Source organism: Hymenobacter nivis (assembly GCF_006439025.1).
Taxonomy (GTDB): domain Bacteria; phylum Bacteroidota; class Bacteroidia; order Cytophagales; family Hymenobacteraceae; genus Hymenobacter; species Hymenobacter nivis_A.
In genome coordinates this window covers 33,077-50,505 of sequence record NZ_RCYZ01000016.1, presented here as the reverse complement: position 1 = coordinate 50,505, position 17,429 = coordinate 33,077, and the positions used below count along the sequence as shown (strand labels likewise).

Here is a 17,429-nt window from a genome sequence, read left to right as displayed (position 1 = left end):
GAGGTCAGCTGGTTGCTGTCCGAAAGGCAGTTAGCTATCCTGAATTAAGCTAATGTTCAAAGAGGCGCGGGCCTGCGCAACGACAACCGGTCGGCCGGCTCACGCCGGCGGACCGGAACCTAGCCACTCGCCACCCCCTCACCTGACAAAAATCACCTTCCCGACCTGCGCCTCGTCAGGAAGCCGCCCGCGCGCGGCCCGCACCTTTGGCTTCTGTAAATCAGCTGTTTGCTGCCTAAAGAAACCGTCATCGCCATGGAACTGAATTTTGTCGTGCTCACCGATGCCGCCCCGGCCGACGAGCCGCTGCTGGGCTACGCTGCCGCCCTGGCCGCCGCCGTGGGGGCCACCCTGCACCTGGTGCACGTGGTGTCAATGCCGCCCATCGCCACCCTCGAATACGGCTTGCCGCTGCTTGACAAGACCTACGTGCCGGCCGTGCGCGAGGGCCTGCGGCTGGCCGCCGCCCGCCTGCCCGTGCCCACCACCGTGGACGTGTTGGAAAGCGACTGGTCCGGAGCCCTAACCCAGGTGCTGGCCGCCCACCAGCCGGCGCTGGTGCTGGCCGGCCTCACCGCCACCAATGGCCCGCTGGATGAGCAGCTCAGCAACCGCGCCCTGTCCTTGCCGCACCAAACCGGCTACCCCCTGCTGCTGGTGCCCGAGCGCCTGCCCGCCGCCGCCCAGCGCCCCCCGCGCCACCTGGTGCTGGCCGTGGAGGACCAGCCCTTCCAGCTCACGCCGCCGGCGCGGGCGCTGGCCCCGCTGCTCGATGGCCTGGCCTGCCCCATCACGCCCGTAACGGTGCTGCCCCTGCACCACCCCCTGGCCGCCGGCGAGGCCGGCCTGCTCGCCGCCCGCACCTGCGGCCTGGCCGCCGCGCTAACCAGCGCCCAGCTGCGCCGGGTAGTGGGCGTGCGCCCCGCCACGGGCATCGGGGAGGCGGCCGACGCGCTGGAAGCCGACCTGGTGGCGCTGCTCGACCAGGGCCACGGCTGGGTGCATAAAGTGTTCAGCGGCAGCGTCATTGCCGATGTGCTGCGCTTCTCGCAGGTGCCCGTGCTGCTGCTGCCAGTGGTTACGGAGTAGCCGCGGAGTTGACTGCTGGCTGTAAACGGCCCGGTCCGCCGGCGCGAGCCGGCCGACCGGTTGTCGTTGGATGGCGCAAGAGGGTAGGGGGCACTACCAAGGCCACAACTGTGAGCCGGCAAACCAGCGGGGGAAGCAAAGGAGCTAGCCAGGGGCGCTTTCTCCCGCAACGACAACCGGTCGGCCGGCTCGCGCCGGCGGACCGGACACGTGTCTTCAAGTCTGAAGCTAAAAACTAGTCCCCCCTCCTTTTTGGAGAGGGGGCTATGCCCCATAGGGGTCTCATGAGGTCCGCGCCCGCCGAGCCCACGCCGGCCCCACCATAACGCCCCAAAATCCCATGCCTACCAGTACCCTGCCCGCCCCAAGCGCCGCCATTCAGCCGCCCGGCCTTACCACCGCGGCCGTGGCCGCCGCCCGCGCCGCGCACGGCCCCAACGTGCTGCCCGACAGCGCCCCCACCGGCCTGCTGGCCACGCTGAAAGACGTGGTGACTGAGCCCATGTTTTTGCTGYTGCTGCTGGCCTGCGGGCTGTACGTGGCGCTGGGCGAGGTGGCGGAAGCCCTCACGCTGGGTGCGGCGCTGCTCGTGATAGCCAGCATTTCGGTGTACCAGGCGCTGCGCAGTGACGCGGCCCTCGGGGCCCTGCGCGAGCTGACGCAGCCCCAGGCCCAGGTGCGGCGCAACGGCGCGCTGGCCACCGTACCGGTGGCCGACCTGGTGGTGGGTGACGCCGTGCGCGTGGCCGAAGGCAGCCGCCTGCCCGCCGACGGCATCATCACGGCGCTCAACGACTTTTCGGCCGACGAGGCCATCCTCACCGGCGAGGCCGTACCGGTAGCCAAGGCCGTGGGCGACCCGGTATTCGGGGGCACCAGCACGGCCTCGGGTAGCGCCTGGCTCACGCTTACGGCCGTGGGCGGGCACACCAAGCTGGGCCTGATTGGGCAGAGTATGGCGGCCATCGCCACCGAAAAAACGCCCTTGCAGCTGCAAGTGCAGCAGTTTGTGGCCCGCATGGCCTGGGTGGGGCTGGGGGCGTTTGCGCTGGTGTGGGGCGTCAATTATGCCAAGTCGGGCGACTGGGTGACGGCCCTGCTCTTCGGTCTCACGCTGGCCATGTCCATTTTGCCTGAGGAAATTCCGGTGGCCTTCAGCAGTTTCATGGCGCTGGGCGCGGCCCGCCTGAGCCGGCTGGGCGTGCTCACCAAGCAGCCCCAAACCGTGGAGAGCCTGGGCTCGGCCACCGTCATCTGCACCGATAAAACCGGTACTCTCACCGAGGAAGGCATGGCGGTCAAGCAGTTATACGACGGGGCCACGGCTAGCCTCGTGTCGTTGCCCGGCCCCCTGGGGCCCTCCGCCGCGCCGGTGCTGGCCTACGCCCGCTACGCCAGCGAAACCGACCCCTTCGACCCCATGGAAAAGGCAATCGTGGCTGCCTTTGCCACCGCCGACCCGGCCGCCGCCGCCGCCCCCGCCCCCATGCTGCACGAGTACCCCCTAGGCGGCACCCCGCCCATGATGACGCACGTGCGCCGGGTAGCGGGCCAGCCGCTGATTGCCGCTAAGGGCGCGGTGGAGCACGTGCTGGCCGTGTGTTGCCCCGCGCCAGCCGTGGCCGCCGAAATCCGCCGCGTCACGCAGGAGCTGTCGGGGCAGGGCTACCGGGTGCTGGGCGTGGCGCGCGGCACCCAGCCGGGCCTTGATTTTCCGGCCGAGCAGGACGATTTTGCCTGGGAATTCCTGGGCTTAATCGCCCTCGAAAATCCGCCTAAGGCCAACGCGGCGGCCGTTATCCGGGCCTTCACCGAAGCCGGTATTCAGGTGAAGATGATAACCGGCGACTTCCCCGAAACGGCCCAGGCCATTGCCCGCCAGGTGGGCCTGCCGGGGGCCGATACGCTGCTTACCGGCCAGCAAGTCATGGACTTGCCGGCCGCCGAGCTGCCGCCGCTGGCAACCCGCACGGCGGTGTTCGCCCGCATGTTTCCGGAGGCCAAGCTGAAGGTGGTAGAAGCCCTCAAAGCCACCGGCGCGGTGGTGGCCATGACCGGCGACGGCGTGAACGACGGCCCCGCCCTCAAGGCGGCCCACATCGGGGTGGCCATGGGACGGCGCGGCACCGAAGTGGCCCGCCAGGCCGCCTCCCTAGTGCTGGTCGATGACGACCTGGGCGGCATGGTCACGGCCATCGCCCAGGGCCGGCGCATCTACCAAAACTTCAAGAAAGCGGTGTTCTACGTCGTCTCCATCCACATCCCGATTGTGCTCACGGTGGCCGTGCCGCTGCTGGCCGGCTGGCGCTGGGAAAACCTGTTTACGCCCGTCCATATCATCTTTCTGGAACTCGTGATGGGCCCCACCTGCTCCATCGCCTTCGAAAACGAGCCCGCCGAGGCCGGCCAGATGCGCCAGCCGCCGCGCCCGCTCACCAGCACCTTTTTGGCCGGGGCCGAGCTGGGCCGCAGCATGGCGCAGGGCCTGGGCATTGCGGCGGCCGTGCTGGGCGTGTACTACTACTTTATGCAGCAGGGCGCGGCCCTGCCGGTGGTGCGCACGCTCACTTTCGCCACGCTGGTGCTCAGCAACATCGGCCTCACGCTGGCCAACCGCTCGTTCACGCAGTCCATATTCCAGACCCTGCGCGTGCCCAACCGCCTGCTCTGGCTGATGCTCGGCCTCACGCTAACCCTGCTGCTCGCCACGCTGCTGCTGCCGCCGGCGCAGCGGCTCTTCGGCTTCGCGCCCGTGCCGCTGGCGGCGTTGGGCTGGTGCGCCCTGGCCGCGCTGGTGGGCGTAGGCTGGGTGGAGGTGTACAAGGCCGTGCTGCGGGCGCGGGCGCCCCGCCCCATTACTAACGCCCCGCACGCCTATGAAAAGTCTGCCGGGGCCAGTGGATAGCGCCCGGTTGTGGCGCCTTTTGGCGCAGCTTTGGCTACGCTGGGCAAGTCGATTGTGGCCTTTGCTGCGGGGCCCGCTGCTGGGATTGCTGGGGCTGCTGCTGCCGTGGCTGCTGTTCATGCGGCTGGCCCACGAGGTGTGGGAGGGCGACGGCCTGCCGGGCGACCAGCGCCTGCTGGTGCTGCTGCACGCCCACGGTGGTCCGGCCCAGAACGCGGTGGCGGCTTGGTTGTCGCGGGCCGGTGGCCCGGTGGGAGCTTCCGCGCTGGCGGCCCTCGGGGCGCTGGGGCTGCTGGTGGCCCGGCGCTACCGCGCGCTTCGTTTTTGGGGCGCGGCTGTGGTAGGGGCCGCGCTGCTGAACCTGGCCGCCAAGCTGCTGCTGACCCGGCCGCGCCCGGCCCTGTGGGCCGTGCAGCCCCCCGAGCTATCGTACAGCTTTCCCAGCGGCCACGCCATGGCGGCCGCCGCGCTGGCAGCGGCCCTCGGCTGGCTGTTGTGGCCCACCCGTTGGCGCTGGGTGGCGGTGGGGTTGGGGGCCACCTGGGCGCTGGGCATGGGCTGGGCGCGCATGTACCTGGGCGTGCATTACCCCTCCGATGTGCTGGCCGGATGGCTGGGCGCGGTGGGCTGGGTGAGCGGCCTGCACCTGGTTTTAGTGGGTTATAAGCGCGCGCGGCCGTTGGGCATCGCGTTCGTGCCTAGCTCTCGTCGGGTGTGAAACTCACCCCTGCACCAGCGCCGCCACGGCCACCTCGAAGCTGGCGCGCTCGGTAGCGTGCTGCACCTGGGTGGGGGGCGCGGCGCGCACCTCGCAGTCGGCCAGGGGGCAGCGCTCGCAGGTTTCGTTCACTACTTTGAGGGGGAGGGCGGGGTCGGTGAGGAAGGCGAGCTGCTGGCGCAGGTTGTCGTCGCAGCGTAGGCCCACGGTCACGCTCATGGCGGGCTCGGTAGCGGCGCCCACGCGGGCCAGGGTCAGGCAGAGGTACTCGTCGGTGGTACCCAGGTACTGCGAGCGCTGAATCCCGAGCAGCAGGTGCGGGGCATTCCCCTCGGTTGGCAAAGCGCGACCCTCGGCCAGCAGGCGCAGGCTCACCCATCGGCGGCAATAGTGCTCATTCAGCTCGTTGCCGTGGGGGTTGTGCTGGCGCGAGAGGTGCAGTTCCTTGGTCAGCCGGTAGGGCGCGGCGGCCTGGGGCTGGTCAAAGCGCAGGAAGAACAAGCTGTTGAGCCCGAATTGCTTGGGTAGCAGCGTTGTGAAGCGTTGGAGTAGCATTTCGGGGCTCACGCCGTAGCGCGTGAGCAGGGCCAGTAGCGCGGCGGGCTGCCACTTTTTGGCACTGAATAGCCGGCGCAAATCGCGCACTAGGCTGTCCTCTTCCATCAGCAACGCGCTGGCGAAGTACGAGGCCCGAAAATTATTCAGTACTTCCTCAAACGAGCGGACTTCCAGCGGGTTAGGACTGGCGTAGTGGCGCTCTTTGAGACCTAGGTAGTTGTAGCCGATTTCGCGGCCCAGCACAAAGGCCTGCTGGCCCTGGCTGAGGCTGGGCAGCAATAATAGGGTTTTGGTCTTGGGCTGAAATACCGAGCGCAGCCGCCCCGCCGCCGCCACCGCATTATCAGCCAGGGCCGTGCGGTCAATGGTGTAGCCGTATTCCTGGGTCAAAATAGCTTCGAGAGCGGTGAGCGTTGGTACTAACTGGTGGCTCGCCACGAAGGCCCGCACGTCCTGCTCCAGGTCCTCAAAATAGTTGTCGTGCATCTCCTGGTACGAGCGTAGCGCGGCCAAGTAAAAGTGCTCCTGCCGCAGCTCGTAGTTGCGCGCAATCTCGAAGAGCGTGCTGATGAAGGCGTTGATTTTGGCCGGCGCGTTGGCAATCAGCTCGAAAAGCTGAGCCGGCTCCAAGCCGTACATGGCCAGCGGAAAATCTTGCAGCACCTTCGAGCTGAGCAGGTCGGCAATGGGCTCCAGCCGGCGCGGCAAGGCGGTAGAAATCAGCTGGTCGTAGCGCACGTTCAGAAACTTGCTAAAGCTCAGAATCTTGTCGGCCTTGGGGTATTTTTTGCCCTTCTCAATCTCGTTGAGGTAGCTCAGGCTCACGTCGCAGCCCCGCGCCAGCTCGGCCGGCGACAGTCCGCGCTCCTGCCGCAACTCGCGCAGCTTCAAGCCAAAAATAAGACGAACGATTTGGCCGTGATTAAGCATGGGAAGGGGGGTAGGGAAGTGGTCGAGGCTGGCAGTTGGCCCCGGTCCGCCAGCGCTAGCCGGCCGACCAATTGACGCTGTTAAGTCCGCCAGAAAAATTAAAGGAAGCAGCGCCAGCCAGCCAAACGATTCAACGATAACCGGTCGGCCGGCTGGCGCCGGCGGACCAAAGCCACTGTAAACAGCTATATCTAAATTTTATAAAAAATATTTTCAAAAGGCAAAAACTGCCTACACAAGCCGGAAAGCAAATTTCCGTCCCCCACAAAGCTACTCGCCGCTAGCAAATTATTCATCTTTAGCGAATATTCGCTAATTCATAAAATTCGCTGACGTATGTTTGTCATAGTGCTACTCGCTTCGGCCAGGGTAGCCGGCTGCTAGCCGGAATTGCGCGTCATTTTCCACCCTTACTCCCTATTCTCATGCCACTTACCACCACTGCCCCGGTTGCCGCGCCGGCCTACCGCACCCCCGAGCGGGTGCGGGTCACGGGAGAATTTCGTTCCGAATATGCGGAGATTCTGACCTTCGCGGCCCTGAATTTTGTGGCCGAGCTGCATCGGCAGTTCGACCCCACCCGGCGCGAGCTGCTGGCCCGCCGCGCGGCCCGGCAGGTGGAGCTGCGGGCCGGCCAGCTGCCCGATTTTTTGCCCGCCACCCAGAAGCTGCGCGAGCAGGACTGGACGGTAGCCCCCCTGCCGGCCGACCTGCTCGACCGCCGCGTCGAAATCACGGGCCCGGTCGAGCGGAAAATGATTATCAATGCGTTGAACTCGGGGGCTAAGGTATTTATGGCCGATTTGGAGGACTCCAACTCGCCCACCTGGGCCAACGTGATTGAGGGCCAGCGTAACCTGCGCGATGCCGTGCGCCGCACCATCAGCCTCACTACCCCCACCAAGGAGTATAAGCTGAATGCCGAAACGGCCGTGCTCATGGTGCGGCCCCGCGGCTGGCACCTGCTCGAAAAGCACATTCTCGTTGATGGCGAGCCGATTAGCGGGGCGCTGCTCGACTTTGGCTTGTATTATTTTCACAATGCCCACGAGCTGGTGCAGCGCGGCACGGGGCCGTATTTCTACCTGCCCAAGCTCGAAAGCCATCTTGAAGCCCGCCTCTGGAATGACGTGTTCAACTTCGCCCAGCAGGCCGTGGCGCAGGCCCGCGGCACCATCAAGGCCACGGTGCTGATTGAAACGCTGCCCGCCGCTTTCGAGCTGCACGAGATACTCTGGGAGCTGCGCACGCACAGCGCCGGCCTCAACTGCGGGCGCTGGGATTATATCTTTAGTTATATCAAGCGCCTGGGTCTGAATCCCGAGTTCCGGCTGCCCGACCGTGCCGAAGTGACGATGACCGTGCCGTTTATGGCCGCCTACTCGGCGCTCGTCATCCAGACTTGCCACCGCCGGGGCGTGCACGCAATGGGCGGCATGGCGGCCCAGATTCCCATTAAAAACAACCCTGACGCCAATGACATCGCCCTGGACAAGGTGCGTCAGGATAAAATCCGGGAAGCCCGCAACGGCCACGATGGCACCTGGGTAGCTCATCCCGGCCTGGTGCCGGTAGCGATGGCCGTCTTCAACGAGCTAATGCCCAATGCAAATCAAATAGACAACAAGCGCCTCGATGTGCAGGTGACCGCCGCCGACTTGGTGCGCGCTCCGCAGGGCCACATCACCGAAGGCGGCCTGAAGCTCAACATCGACGTGGCCATTCAGTACCTGGCCTCGTGGCTGGGCGGCAACGGCTGCGTGCCGATTTACAACCTGATGGAGGATGCGGCCACCGCCGAAATCTCTCGGGCCCAGGTGTGGCAGTGGTTGCACACGCCCGATACCTACTTGGCTGATGGCCGCCCCGTCACCAGGGAATTGTACAAGTCACTGGTGCCCGGCCAGCTGGCTAAAATCGAGGCGCTGGTGGGGAGCGAAGCGTTTGCAAAAGGTCATTTCACGGAAGCCGCTCGCATTTTCGACTGGCTAGTGCTAAGCGAGCATTTTATCGAGTTTTTGACCGTGCCGGCCTACGACGAGTTGGCCTAAAGCCGCCGCCCCGGTCCGCCGGCGCTAGCCGGCCGACCGGTTGTCGTTGAGTCGTTTGACTAGCTGGTCTTGCCCCCTTTTTTGGTGGGCTTAACAGCGTCAACCGGTCGGCCGGCTAGCGCCGGCGGACCGGACTCCTACCCCCTTAGATTTTCTGGTGGACTTAATAGAGTCAACTGGTTCGTCAGCACAAGCTGACGGACCGGAGCCTACCCTCTTTGTCTTTTCTTAACCCTCACTATTCACCCCCAACGCCATGACTACCAATGCAAAGCGCATGACTGAAATCACCCTTGACTGGGCGACGAACCCCCGCTGGGCGGGCATCGAGCGGCCTTACTCGGCCGAAGACGTGGTGAAGCTGCAAGGCTCGGTGCGCATCGAACACTCGCTGGCCCGGCAGGGGGCCGAGCGCCTTTGGAGCTTGCTGCACAGCGAGGAGTACGTGGCCGGCCTAGGGGCCCTCACCGGCAACCAGGCGGTGCAGGAAGTGCAGGCCGGTTTGCAAGCCATCTACTTGAGTGGCTGGCAGGTAGCGGCCGACGCCAATAACGCCGGCCAAATGTACCCCGACCAGAGCCTCTACCCCGTCGACAGCGTGCCGGCCGTGGTGAAGCGCATCAACAACGCCCTGCTGCGGGCCGACCAGATTCAGCACCTCGCCGGCAAGTCCGACGTGCATTACCTGGCCCCCATCGTGGCCGATGCGGAGGCGGGCTTCGGGGGCAACCTCAATGCGTTTGAGCTGATGAAGATGATGATTGAGGCCGGCGCGGCGGGCGTGCATTTTGAGGACCAGCTCTCCTCCGCCAAGAAGTGCGGGCACCTAGGGGGCAAGGTGCTGGTGCCTACCCAAGAAGCCATCAATAAGCTGGTTGCGGCCCGCCTGGCGGCCGATGTGCTGGGCGTGCCCACGTTGATTGTGGCCCGGACGGATGCCGATGCCGCCGACCTGCTCACGGCTGATGTGGACGAGCGCGACCAGCCTTTTGTGCGGCTGGAAGCCGACCGCACGCCGGAGGGCTTTTACCGCATCCGGTGCGGGGTAGAGGCCGCCATTGCGCGGGGCCTGGCCTACGCGCCCTACGCCGACCTTATCTGGATGGAAACCTCGGACCCCGACCTAGGCCACGCCCGCCGGTTTGCCGAGGCCATTCACGCGCAGTTTCCGGGTAAGTTGCTGGCGTACAACTGCTCCCCATCCTTTAACTGGGCCGCCAAGCTAAGCGTGGCGAAGATGGAAACCTTCCGGGAGGAGCTGGCCGCGCTGGGCTACAAGTTCCAGTTCATCACCCTGGCCGGCTTCCACGCCCTCAATACCAGCATGTTTGAGCTGGCCCAGGCTTATCGCAAGCGCGGCATGGCCGGCTACTCCGAGTTGCAGGAGCGCGAGTTTGCGCTGCAAAAGGATGGTTACCAGGCCGTCAAGCACCAGTCCTTCGTGGGCACCGGCTACTTCGACGCCGTGCAGCAAGTGGTGTCGGCCGGCAAGGCCAGCACGGCGGCCTTGGTGGGCAGCACCGAGGAGGCGCAGTTTTAGGTAGGGGTGCGCGGTGGGCTGGCTAGCTAGTTCATCACTGCCCTTGCTTGTCGGATAACTTATTTATTTCCTATCACTTAACGTGGTTTTTTAGGATGGGGCCGCGCTAGAACGGGCCCATCCTAAAACCATTTTACCCCCCTTATCCCCATGCCTACTTCGTCCATCCCCGCCCTGCTCGCCCGCCTGCGCCCGCTGGGCTTCACCCGCGCCGCTCGCGCCCACTTCAACTTGCCGCCAGCCGCGCTGGTCGAGGCCGCCCTGTGCCGCGTGGAAGGCGTGCTCACCGACACCGGCGCGCTGATGTGCGACACGGGTAAGTTCACCGGCCGCTCGCCCAAGGACCGGTTTATCGTGCGCGACGCCATCACCGAAGACAGCGTGTGGTGGGGCGATATCAACATCCCTTTTGGGCCCGATAAATTTGATGAGCTGCACCAGAAAATGGTGGATTACCTGGAGGACAAGGAGCTCTACGTGCGCGAGGGCTACGCCGGGGCGCACCCGGCCGCCCAGCTCAAGCTGCGCGTAGTCACCGAGCTGGCCTGGCACAACCTGTTCTGCTACAATCTCTTCCTGCGGCCTGCCGAAACGGCCGATACCAGCTGGTTGGCCGATTTCAGCATCATCTGCGCGCCCGGCTTCCTGGCCGACCCGGCCGTGGACGGCACCCGGCAGGCCAATTTTGCCATCCTCAATTTCACCAAAAAGCTGATTCTGATTGGCGGCACGGCCTACGCGGGCGAGATGAAAAAGGGCATTTTTGGGGTGCTCAATTTCCTGCTGCCGCACACCCAGGACACGCTGCCCATGCACTGCTCGGCCAACATCGGGGCCAGGGGCGATGCGGCCGTGTTTTTCGGCCTTTCGGGCACTGGCAAAACCACCCTCTCCACCGACCCCAACCGCCACCTGGTGGGCGACGACGAGCACGGCTGGCTGCCCGGCCAGGGCGGTATTTTCAACTTCGAGGGCGGCTGCTACGCCAAAGTCATCGACCTGGCGGCCGACAAGGAGCCCGAAATCTGGCAGGCTATCCGCTTCGGCAGCATTGTCGAAAACACGCGCTTCGTGCCCGGCACCCGCACCGTGGACTACGCCAACAAATCGGTGACCGAGAACACCCGCACGGCCTACCCCATCGACTACATCCCCAACATTGCCGTGCCGAGCGTGGGCCCGGTGCCCACCCACATTTTCTTCCTCACGGCCGATGCCACGGGCGTGCTACCCCCCCTCAGCAAGCTCGATAAAAGCCACGCCATGTACCACTTTCTCTCGGGCTACACCGCCAAGGTGGCCGGCACCGAAATGGGTATTTTGGAGCCCCAGGCCACGTTTTCGGCCTGCTTCGGGGCCGTGTTTTTGCCCCTGCACCCCACCCGCTACGCCGAAATGCTGGGTGAAAAAATGGACGAGCACCCTGTGAGCGTGTGGCTCGTAAACACCGGCTGGACCGGCGGCGGCTACGGCGTGGGCAGCCGCATGAAGCTGGGCTACACCCGTGCCCTCATCACGGCCGCCCTCACCGGGCAGCTCGATGAGGTGAAATTCCGCCCGCACCCCATCTTTGGCGTGCAGGTGCCGGGCGCGGTTCCCGGTATTCCTACCGAGCTGCTCGACCCGCGCCGCACTTGGGTCAACAAAGCCGCCTACGACCAGGCCGCTAGTACCCTAGCCAATAAATTCGTGGCCAACTTTGAGAAATACGCCGCCGCCGCCAGCCCCGACATCATGGCCGGTGCCCCGCTGGTCGCCGAGCCGGTAGGGCAGGTACTGGTCGGCTGAGGTAAGAATTCGATTAACCGCCCCGTCCGACCGGCTAAGGCCGGCGGACCGGGGACTACCAGTTGCTGCGGCGTAGCTTGTCAGGCAGTAGAACCTTGATAAACTTGGGCGTCAGCTCGATGCTCTCGTCCTGGCGAAACTCACTTAGGATGCGGCTCAGTGACTCGGGCGTGGTGCCGATGAGGGCGGCCATGTCCTCGCGGGCCAATTGGATGAGCGGGTCGGCCGGGGCCAGCAATAGCTGCTGAGCATGCAAGTGGAGGAGACTGTCAGCCACGCGCTTGCGCAGCGAGCCGTAGGCTAAGTCCAGCAGCTGGTCATCCTGCTGGTCGGCCCGGTTGGCCAGCATGCGCACAAACTGCTGGCTTACCTCGGGGTTGCGCAGCAGCAGCTGAGTGAAGTCATCGGCCGGGATATATAATAGGGTTGAGTCGTCGAGGGCCACGGCCGCATCGTGGTGGGGCGCGCCGGCCAGCAGGGCCCGGTAGCCAAAAAATTCGCCGGCGCCGCAAATGCCCGTTATCAGCTCCTTGCCGGCGGCGGTGGTTTTGCTGATTTTGACCCGGCCGGCCTGCACAAAGTAGAGGCGGGTGGCCTCGTCGCCTTCGGCGTAAATAATCTGCTTGCGGGGTACGGCGTGGGGCCGGCGGTCGGCCGAGAGGCTGGCCAGGCTGCCGGCTTTTTGGGCATCAGCCAGAAATTCGGGCAGGCCGTTGGCGCGCAGGTCGTAGGCGGGCTTCAGGTGCTGGAAGCGGCTGAGGCGGCCGCTCACGGCGCTCAGTAAATCACTCTTTTCGAAGGGCTTGGTGAGGTAGTCGTCGGCGCCCAGGGCCATACCGCGGCGCAGGTCGGCGCGCTCGGTTTTGGCGGTGAGGAAGATAAAGGGCACGCCGGTCAGGCGCGGGTTCTGGTTGAAGATGTGCAGCACGCCGTAGCCGTCGAGCACGGGCATCATGATGTCGCACAGCACCAGGTCGGGGCGCTCGGCTAGGGCCTGGGTCACGCCGGCCTGGCCATCGGCGGCGGTGCGCACGGTGTAGCCGGTGAGCTCCAGAATCTCGGCGGTGTTTTCGCGGATGAAGTCGTTGTCCTCAATCAGCAGAATGGTTTTCATACGGAACAGTAATAGTGATGGTAGTGCCTTGGCCCAGTGTACTTTGCAGGGCAATGCGGCCGTGCAGCAGCTCCAGGTAGCGGGCAATGATGTAGAGGCCCAGGCCGGTGCCGGGCACGTTGGTGACGTTGCGGGCCCGGAAAAACCGCTCGAACAGGTGCACCTGGTCTTCCTCCGAAATGCCCACCCCCTGGTCGGCCACGGTGAGCGTGAGCACGCCCGCCTGGCAGGCGGCGGCCACCGTCACCACCGAGTTTTCGCCCGAGTACTTGAGGGCGTTGGAGAGCAGGTTGACCAGGATTTTGCGCAGCAGCGAGGGGTCGAGCCACAGGGGCTCGGGGCAGTCGGTGGTTTGCTCGAGGCGCTGGCCGGGCTTGCGCAGGCCCTGCACGTCGGCCACCACGTCGCGCAACAGCGCGGGCAGGTCGAGGCGGGCCGGGTGGGCCTCAATTTTGCCCTCCTCGATGCGCCCCACCGATAGAAACTCCTCCAGAATATCGTTCAAATGCGTCACCGACGTGCGGATGCGCTCGATGTGGCGCAGGCGCTTGTCCTGCTGCGCGGTGGCCGGGTACTCGGCAATGAGCGCGGCCGAGGTGAGCACGGCCGTGAGCGGCGTGCGAAACTCGTGCGAGGCCATGCTCACGAAGCGCGACTTGAGCTCGCCCAGTTCCTGCTCGGCGGCCAGGGCCTTGGCCAGCTCGTTTTTGCGCAGCTGGAGCTGCTCCAGGGTGTTCATGAGGGCGTGGGTGCGCTCGGTCACGCGCTGCTCCAGGTCGGCGTTGAGAGCGGCCACGCGCTGGCTGCCGGCAATGAGCTGCTGCTCAAACTCTTTCTTATACGTAATGTCGAGAATGTACGACACGGCGTACAGCTCCTCATCAAGGTAGAAGTAGCTTAGGCTGACCTCGACCGGGAACACGGAGCCGTCGTGACGCAGGCCTTGCAGCTCCCCATTGTGGGCCCCCATGGTGCGCACCTGCGGGCGCGCCGTGAACGACTCGCGCAGTTTCTCGTGGCGGCGGCCAGCCGCCTGGGGCACCAACACCTCAATGAGCTGGCCGTCGAGCGCGCCGGCCGCATAGCCAAACAGCTGATGGGCCAGCTGGTTGGCCGACACGATGCGACCCCGCTCGTCGCATACCACAATGCCAATAGTGGCGTGCGTAAACACGGCCTCAAAGCGCCGCACGCTCTGGGCCAGTTCACGCTCGGCCTGCTGCAAGCGCCCCTGCTCGCTGAGGCGAACCAGCAGGTATTCAGCCCCTTTTACCTGAAAAGCCGTGAGCTCGACGCGCGCCCAGAACGACGGGCCCTGGCGCCGGCCCACCTCGGCCTCCAGGGCCTGGGGCCCCGTGCGCCGAGCCAGTTCGCGCAGGTGCGTCCAGCGGGCGGGCGGCACGGTGGGCGTAGGCAGCACCCGCGCGGGGTCGGCCAAAAAGGCTTCCTCGGAGGGGTAGCCCAGCAGCCGCACCCCGGCCGGGTTGACCCGGATAAACCAGCCCTCGGCCACGTCGTAGATGCCCACAAAATCGGGGGCCTGGGTGATGAGCACCTCGGCGGCGGCACTGCTAAAAGGGTCGCTGAGCATAGAAAAAAACGTGGTTAAGCTGGTCGCTCCGGTCCGCCGGCGCGAGCCGGCGTAGGGCGTAGGAGTTGATGACTATCAAGCGGCGGTCTATCAGGCATCATGGTTGGGCGGGGCGGGCCAAAATACTTTTGCTGCCCACTTCGACTCTCAGCCGCCCATGCCCATTGCCTTCTCCCCGCCCGACCTGCTGGCGCCCGCCGTGCTGTTGGTGCTGGTGCCGGCCGGCCGGGCCGGCCAGCTGCCGACCCTGGCCCAGCTCAACGACCTCCAGCGCCGCCTGGGCCCGGCCGTGCGGGTACTGCGCCTCGACGACGATGCCCACGCCAGCGTGGTGCGCAGCTTTGCCGTGGCGCAGCTGCCCGCCTGCGTGCTGGTGCGCGAGGGCATTGAGCTGTGGCGGCAGCCCGGCTGGCCCGAAAGCGACGCGCTTGTAGCCAGCCTGCTGGCAGCGGCGCGTACAGAGTAAGTTATTGATAACTTGAATTTTGTATTGAAAATGATGCCCGCCCGCCCCGGCAGGTGCAAAAGACAAAATTCAACCTTTTCCGCATGCGCAGCCGTGACAAAAAGCAAGCGTTTACCTGATTAAAATCAGGTAAACGCTGCCTTGGGCGCTCGGCGGCCACGCGCCAACCGCAATCAAGCGCGTGCCTGACGCGCATCATGGCTCCCGCGCAGCGGTGGCCGGAGCTTTGCGGCCCTACCCCCTTGTGTCCGCCCGTGCCCGCTATTCTAGAATCACCCGCCACTGACCTGGCCTGCGCCCACTGCGGCGATGCCTGCCCGGCTGAGCCACTGCGGCTAGCCGAGCTGCCGTTTTGCTGCGCCGGCTGCCGCACTGTGTATGAGTTGCTGAATGACAATCAGCTCTGCACCTACTACGCCCTGGACGAGCGGCCGGGGCTGAAAATCAAGGAAGTAGAGCTACCTGGCCGCTTCGATTACCTGGCTTCGGAGGCCGTGCAGGCGCAGCTGCTCTCGTTTCGCTCGGCCGAGCGGGGCCGCCTCACGCTGCACGTGCCCCAGATGCACTGCACCTCCTGCATTTGGCTGCTGGAGCACCTGCCCCGGCTGCACGCCGGCGTGGTGGAGGCGCGGGTGCAGTTTTTGCGGAAGGAAATCACTATCACCTATTTACTGGCTGCTATCAGCTTGCCCGGGGTGGTGCAGTTGCTGGCCTCCGTGGGCTACGAGCCGCAGATTACGCTGGCCGAGCTGGGCGCGCAGCCGCACCGCGCCAGCCACACCTTGTACTACCAGTTGGGGCTGGCGGCCTTCGCCTTCGGCAACGTGATGCTGCTGGCCTTGCCCGAGTACTTCTCGTTCGTGGAAGACTTGCAGGCCGGGTTCGGGCGGTTTTTTGGGTACCTGAGTCTGGCGCTGGCGCTGCCAGTGCTGCTCTACAGTGCCMGCGGATTTTTCCACTCTGCGGGGCAGGGGCTGCGGCAGCGCCACATCAACCTCGATTTTCCCATTAGCCTGGGCCTGGCCTCATTGTTCAGCATCAGCACGTTCGAGGTATTGTCGGGGCGCGGGCCGGGCTACTTCGACTCGTTTACCGGGCTGGTATTTTTCATGCTGATTGGCAAGTGGGTGCAGCAGCGCACCTACGATGCGCTGCGCTTCGACCGCGACTACACGGCCTATTTCCCGGTGGCCGTGACGCGCCTCACGCCGGCCGGCGAGCAGTCCATTTCGGTGCAGGAGCTGGCGGTGGGCCACCGCATCCGGGTGCGGCACCAGGAGGTTATTCCGGCCGATGCCGTGCTACTGCGCGGCGCGGGGCAAATCGACTACTCCTTCGTGTCGGGCGAGAGCACCCCGGTCGCCCGAGCCGCCGGCGACTTGGTGTACGCCGGCGGCCGGCAGCTGGGCGAGGCCCTGGAGCTGGAAGTGGTGCGCGGCGTGTCGCAGGGCTACCTAACCCAACTCTGGAACAACCCCGCCTTCACCAAAGACGCGGCCGGCCCCACCCTCGAAACCTACGCCAACCACGCCGGCCGCTACTTCGTGGCCCTCACGCTGCTGCTGGCCGCCAGCTCACTGGCCTACTGGGCCCCCCGCGACCAGACCACCATGTGGCGGGCCTGCACATCGGTACTGGTTATTGCCTGCCCGTGCGCGCTGTCGCTGGCCACGCCCTTTGCTCTGGGGGCGGCGCTGCGGGTGCTGGGCCGTCACAAGCTTTACCTCAAAAACGCCGTCGTCGTCGAAACCCTGGCCCGGGCCGACACGCTGGTGTTCGATAAAACCGGCACTCTCACCGACCCCACGCAGTCGGCCGTGCAGTACCACGGCCGGCCATTATCACCACTTGAAAAACAACTTATTGCCACTGCGGCGGCGCAGTCCACGCACCCCCTCAGCCAGCGCCTGGCATGCGAGCTGGCCACTGAGGCCCTACCCTTGGCTACCTACCAGGAATACCCGGGCCAGGGCCTGAGAGCCACAGTCGCCAGCGGACAAGCGCTGCGGCTAGGGTCGGCGGCGTTTGTGGGAGCTAGCACCAGCGGACCGGAAGGCGCCCCCGAAACCTGCGTTTACGTGGCGTTAGATGGGGAGCACGCTGGCTACTTCACCTTTCACAACGTGTACCGCCCAGCCCTGCCGGCCGTGCTAGCCGCCCTGGATAAGCGCTACCGCCTGGCCGTGCTCTCGGGCGATACCGACGCCGAGGGGTCCCGGCTGCGCGCCCTGCTTGGCCCCACGGCGGAGCTGCGCTTTGGCCAATCGCCGGCCGACAAGCTCGCCTACATCGCCGCCGAGCGTGCCCTAGGCCACACCGTGGTCATGATTGGCGACGGCCTGAACGACGCCGGGGCCCTGCGCGCCGCCGATGCGGGCATCGCCCTCACCGACACACTCACCAACTTCTCGCCCGCCTGCGATGCCATTCTGGAAGCCGGCGAGTTGGGGCGACTGGCCACATTCCTGAGCTTCTCGCGGGCCTGCCTGCGGGCGGTGCTGGCCACGTTTGCGCTCTCGCTGTGCTACAACATCGTGGGGCTAACGCTGGCCGTGCAGGGGCATTTCACGCCCATCGCGTCAGCCATCCTCATGCCCCTCAGTTCACTCAGCGTGATGGTGGTGGCCACGCTACTGGTGCGCTGGTCAGCCCGCCGCTATCAATTATAGCTCTGATTTT

Annotated in this window: 11 protein-coding genes; 8 read left to right on the top strand and 3 right to left on the bottom strand. The window is 65.4% G+C overall.

Features of this window, described 5'->3' with window-relative positions; all coding sequences use genetic code 11:
- Positions 1-228: 228 nt before the first annotated feature.
- The 3 genes from EAH73_RS22495 (at position 229) to EAH73_RS22485 (ending at position 4,712) form a co-directional block, all read left to right on the top strand.
- Complete coding sequence (locus EAH73_RS22495) at positions 229-1,089, top strand: universal stress protein (RefSeq protein ID WP_140469686.1); 861 nt, start codon at positions 229-231, stop codon at positions 1,087-1,089.
- 340 nt (positions 1,090-1,429) lie between these two features.
- Positions 1,430-3,994: a cation-translocating P-type ATPase gene (locus EAH73_RS22490; RefSeq protein WP_140469685.1), complete on the top strand. Its 2,565-nt coding sequence runs from the start codon at positions 1,430-1,432 to the stop codon at positions 3,992-3,994.
- A 52-nt stretch (positions 3,995-4,046) separates the two neighbouring features.
- Positions 4,047-4,712 carry a phosphatase PAP2 family protein gene (locus EAH73_RS22485; RefSeq protein ID WP_161599661.1) on the top strand — a complete coding sequence of 222 codons (666 nt, stop codon included), beginning with the start codon at positions 4,047-4,049 and terminating at the stop codon, positions 4,710-4,712.
- A 3-nt stretch (positions 4,713-4,715) separates the two neighbouring features.
- Here EAH73_RS22485 and EAH73_RS22480 read toward each other — a convergent pair whose 3' ends face one another.
- Positions 4,716-6,200 carry a helix-turn-helix domain-containing protein gene (locus tag EAH73_RS22480; protein WP_140469683.1) on the bottom strand — a complete coding sequence of 495 codons (1,485 nt, stop codon included), beginning with the start codon at positions 6,198-6,200 and terminating at the stop codon, positions 4,716-4,718.
- Positions 6,201-6,625: 425 nt separating this feature from the next.
- Between EAH73_RS22480 and aceB the strand changes: the two genes are divergently transcribed.
- The 3 genes from aceB (at position 6,626) to pckA (ending at position 11,579) form a co-directional block, all read left to right on the top strand.
- Positions 6,626-8,251 carry a malate synthase A gene (aceB, locus tag EAH73_RS22475; protein ID WP_140469682.1) on the top strand — a complete coding sequence of 542 codons (1,626 nt, stop codon included), beginning with the start codon at positions 6,626-6,628 and terminating at the stop codon, positions 8,249-8,251.
- Positions 8,252-8,507: 256 nt separating this feature from the next.
- Complete coding sequence (gene aceA / locus EAH73_RS22470; RefSeq protein ID WP_140469681.1) at positions 8,508-9,791, top strand: isocitrate lyase; 1,284 nt, start codon at positions 8,508-8,510, stop codon at positions 9,789-9,791.
- Between the two features lie 150 nt (positions 9,792-9,941).
- Positions 9,942-11,579 (top strand): phosphoenolpyruvate carboxykinase (ATP), encoded by a 1,638-nt coding sequence (gene pckA, locus EAH73_RS22465; protein WP_140469680.1) that lies wholly within the window; start codon positions 9,942-9,944, stop codon positions 11,577-11,579.
- Positions 11,580-11,634: 55 nt separating this feature from the next.
- Here the strand turns inward: pckA and EAH73_RS22460 are convergent, their stop codons facing one another.
- Together EAH73_RS22460 and EAH73_RS22455 are read right to left on the bottom strand one after the other, a co-directional pair.
- Positions 11,635-12,693, bottom strand: coding sequence for a response regulator (locus tag EAH73_RS22460; RefSeq protein WP_140469679.1), 1,059 nt, complete (start codon positions 12,691-12,693; stop codon positions 11,635-11,637).
- Positions 12,671-14,284 (bottom strand): PAS domain-containing sensor histidine kinase, encoded by a 1,614-nt coding sequence (locus EAH73_RS22455; protein WP_140469678.1) that lies wholly within the window; start codon positions 14,282-14,284, stop codon positions 12,671-12,673. The genes EAH73_RS22460 and EAH73_RS22455 overlap by 23 nt, the downstream gene beginning before the upstream one ends.
- Before the next feature lie 157 nt (positions 14,285-14,441).
- On the opposite strand from EAH73_RS22455, the gene EAH73_RS22450 reads away from it, so the two are divergent.
- Positions 14,442-14,750 carry a thioredoxin gene (locus EAH73_RS22450; RefSeq protein WP_140469677.1) on the top strand — a complete coding sequence of 103 codons (309 nt, stop codon included), beginning with the start codon at positions 14,442-14,444 and terminating at the stop codon, positions 14,748-14,750.
- A gap of 254 nt (positions 14,751-15,004) precedes the next feature.
- Positions 15,005-17,419 carry a heavy metal translocating P-type ATPase gene (locus EAH73_RS22445; RefSeq protein WP_140469676.1) on the top strand — a complete coding sequence of 805 codons (2,415 nt, stop codon included), beginning with the start codon at positions 15,005-15,007 and terminating at the stop codon, positions 17,417-17,419.
- Positions 17,420-17,429 lie beyond the last annotated feature (10 nt).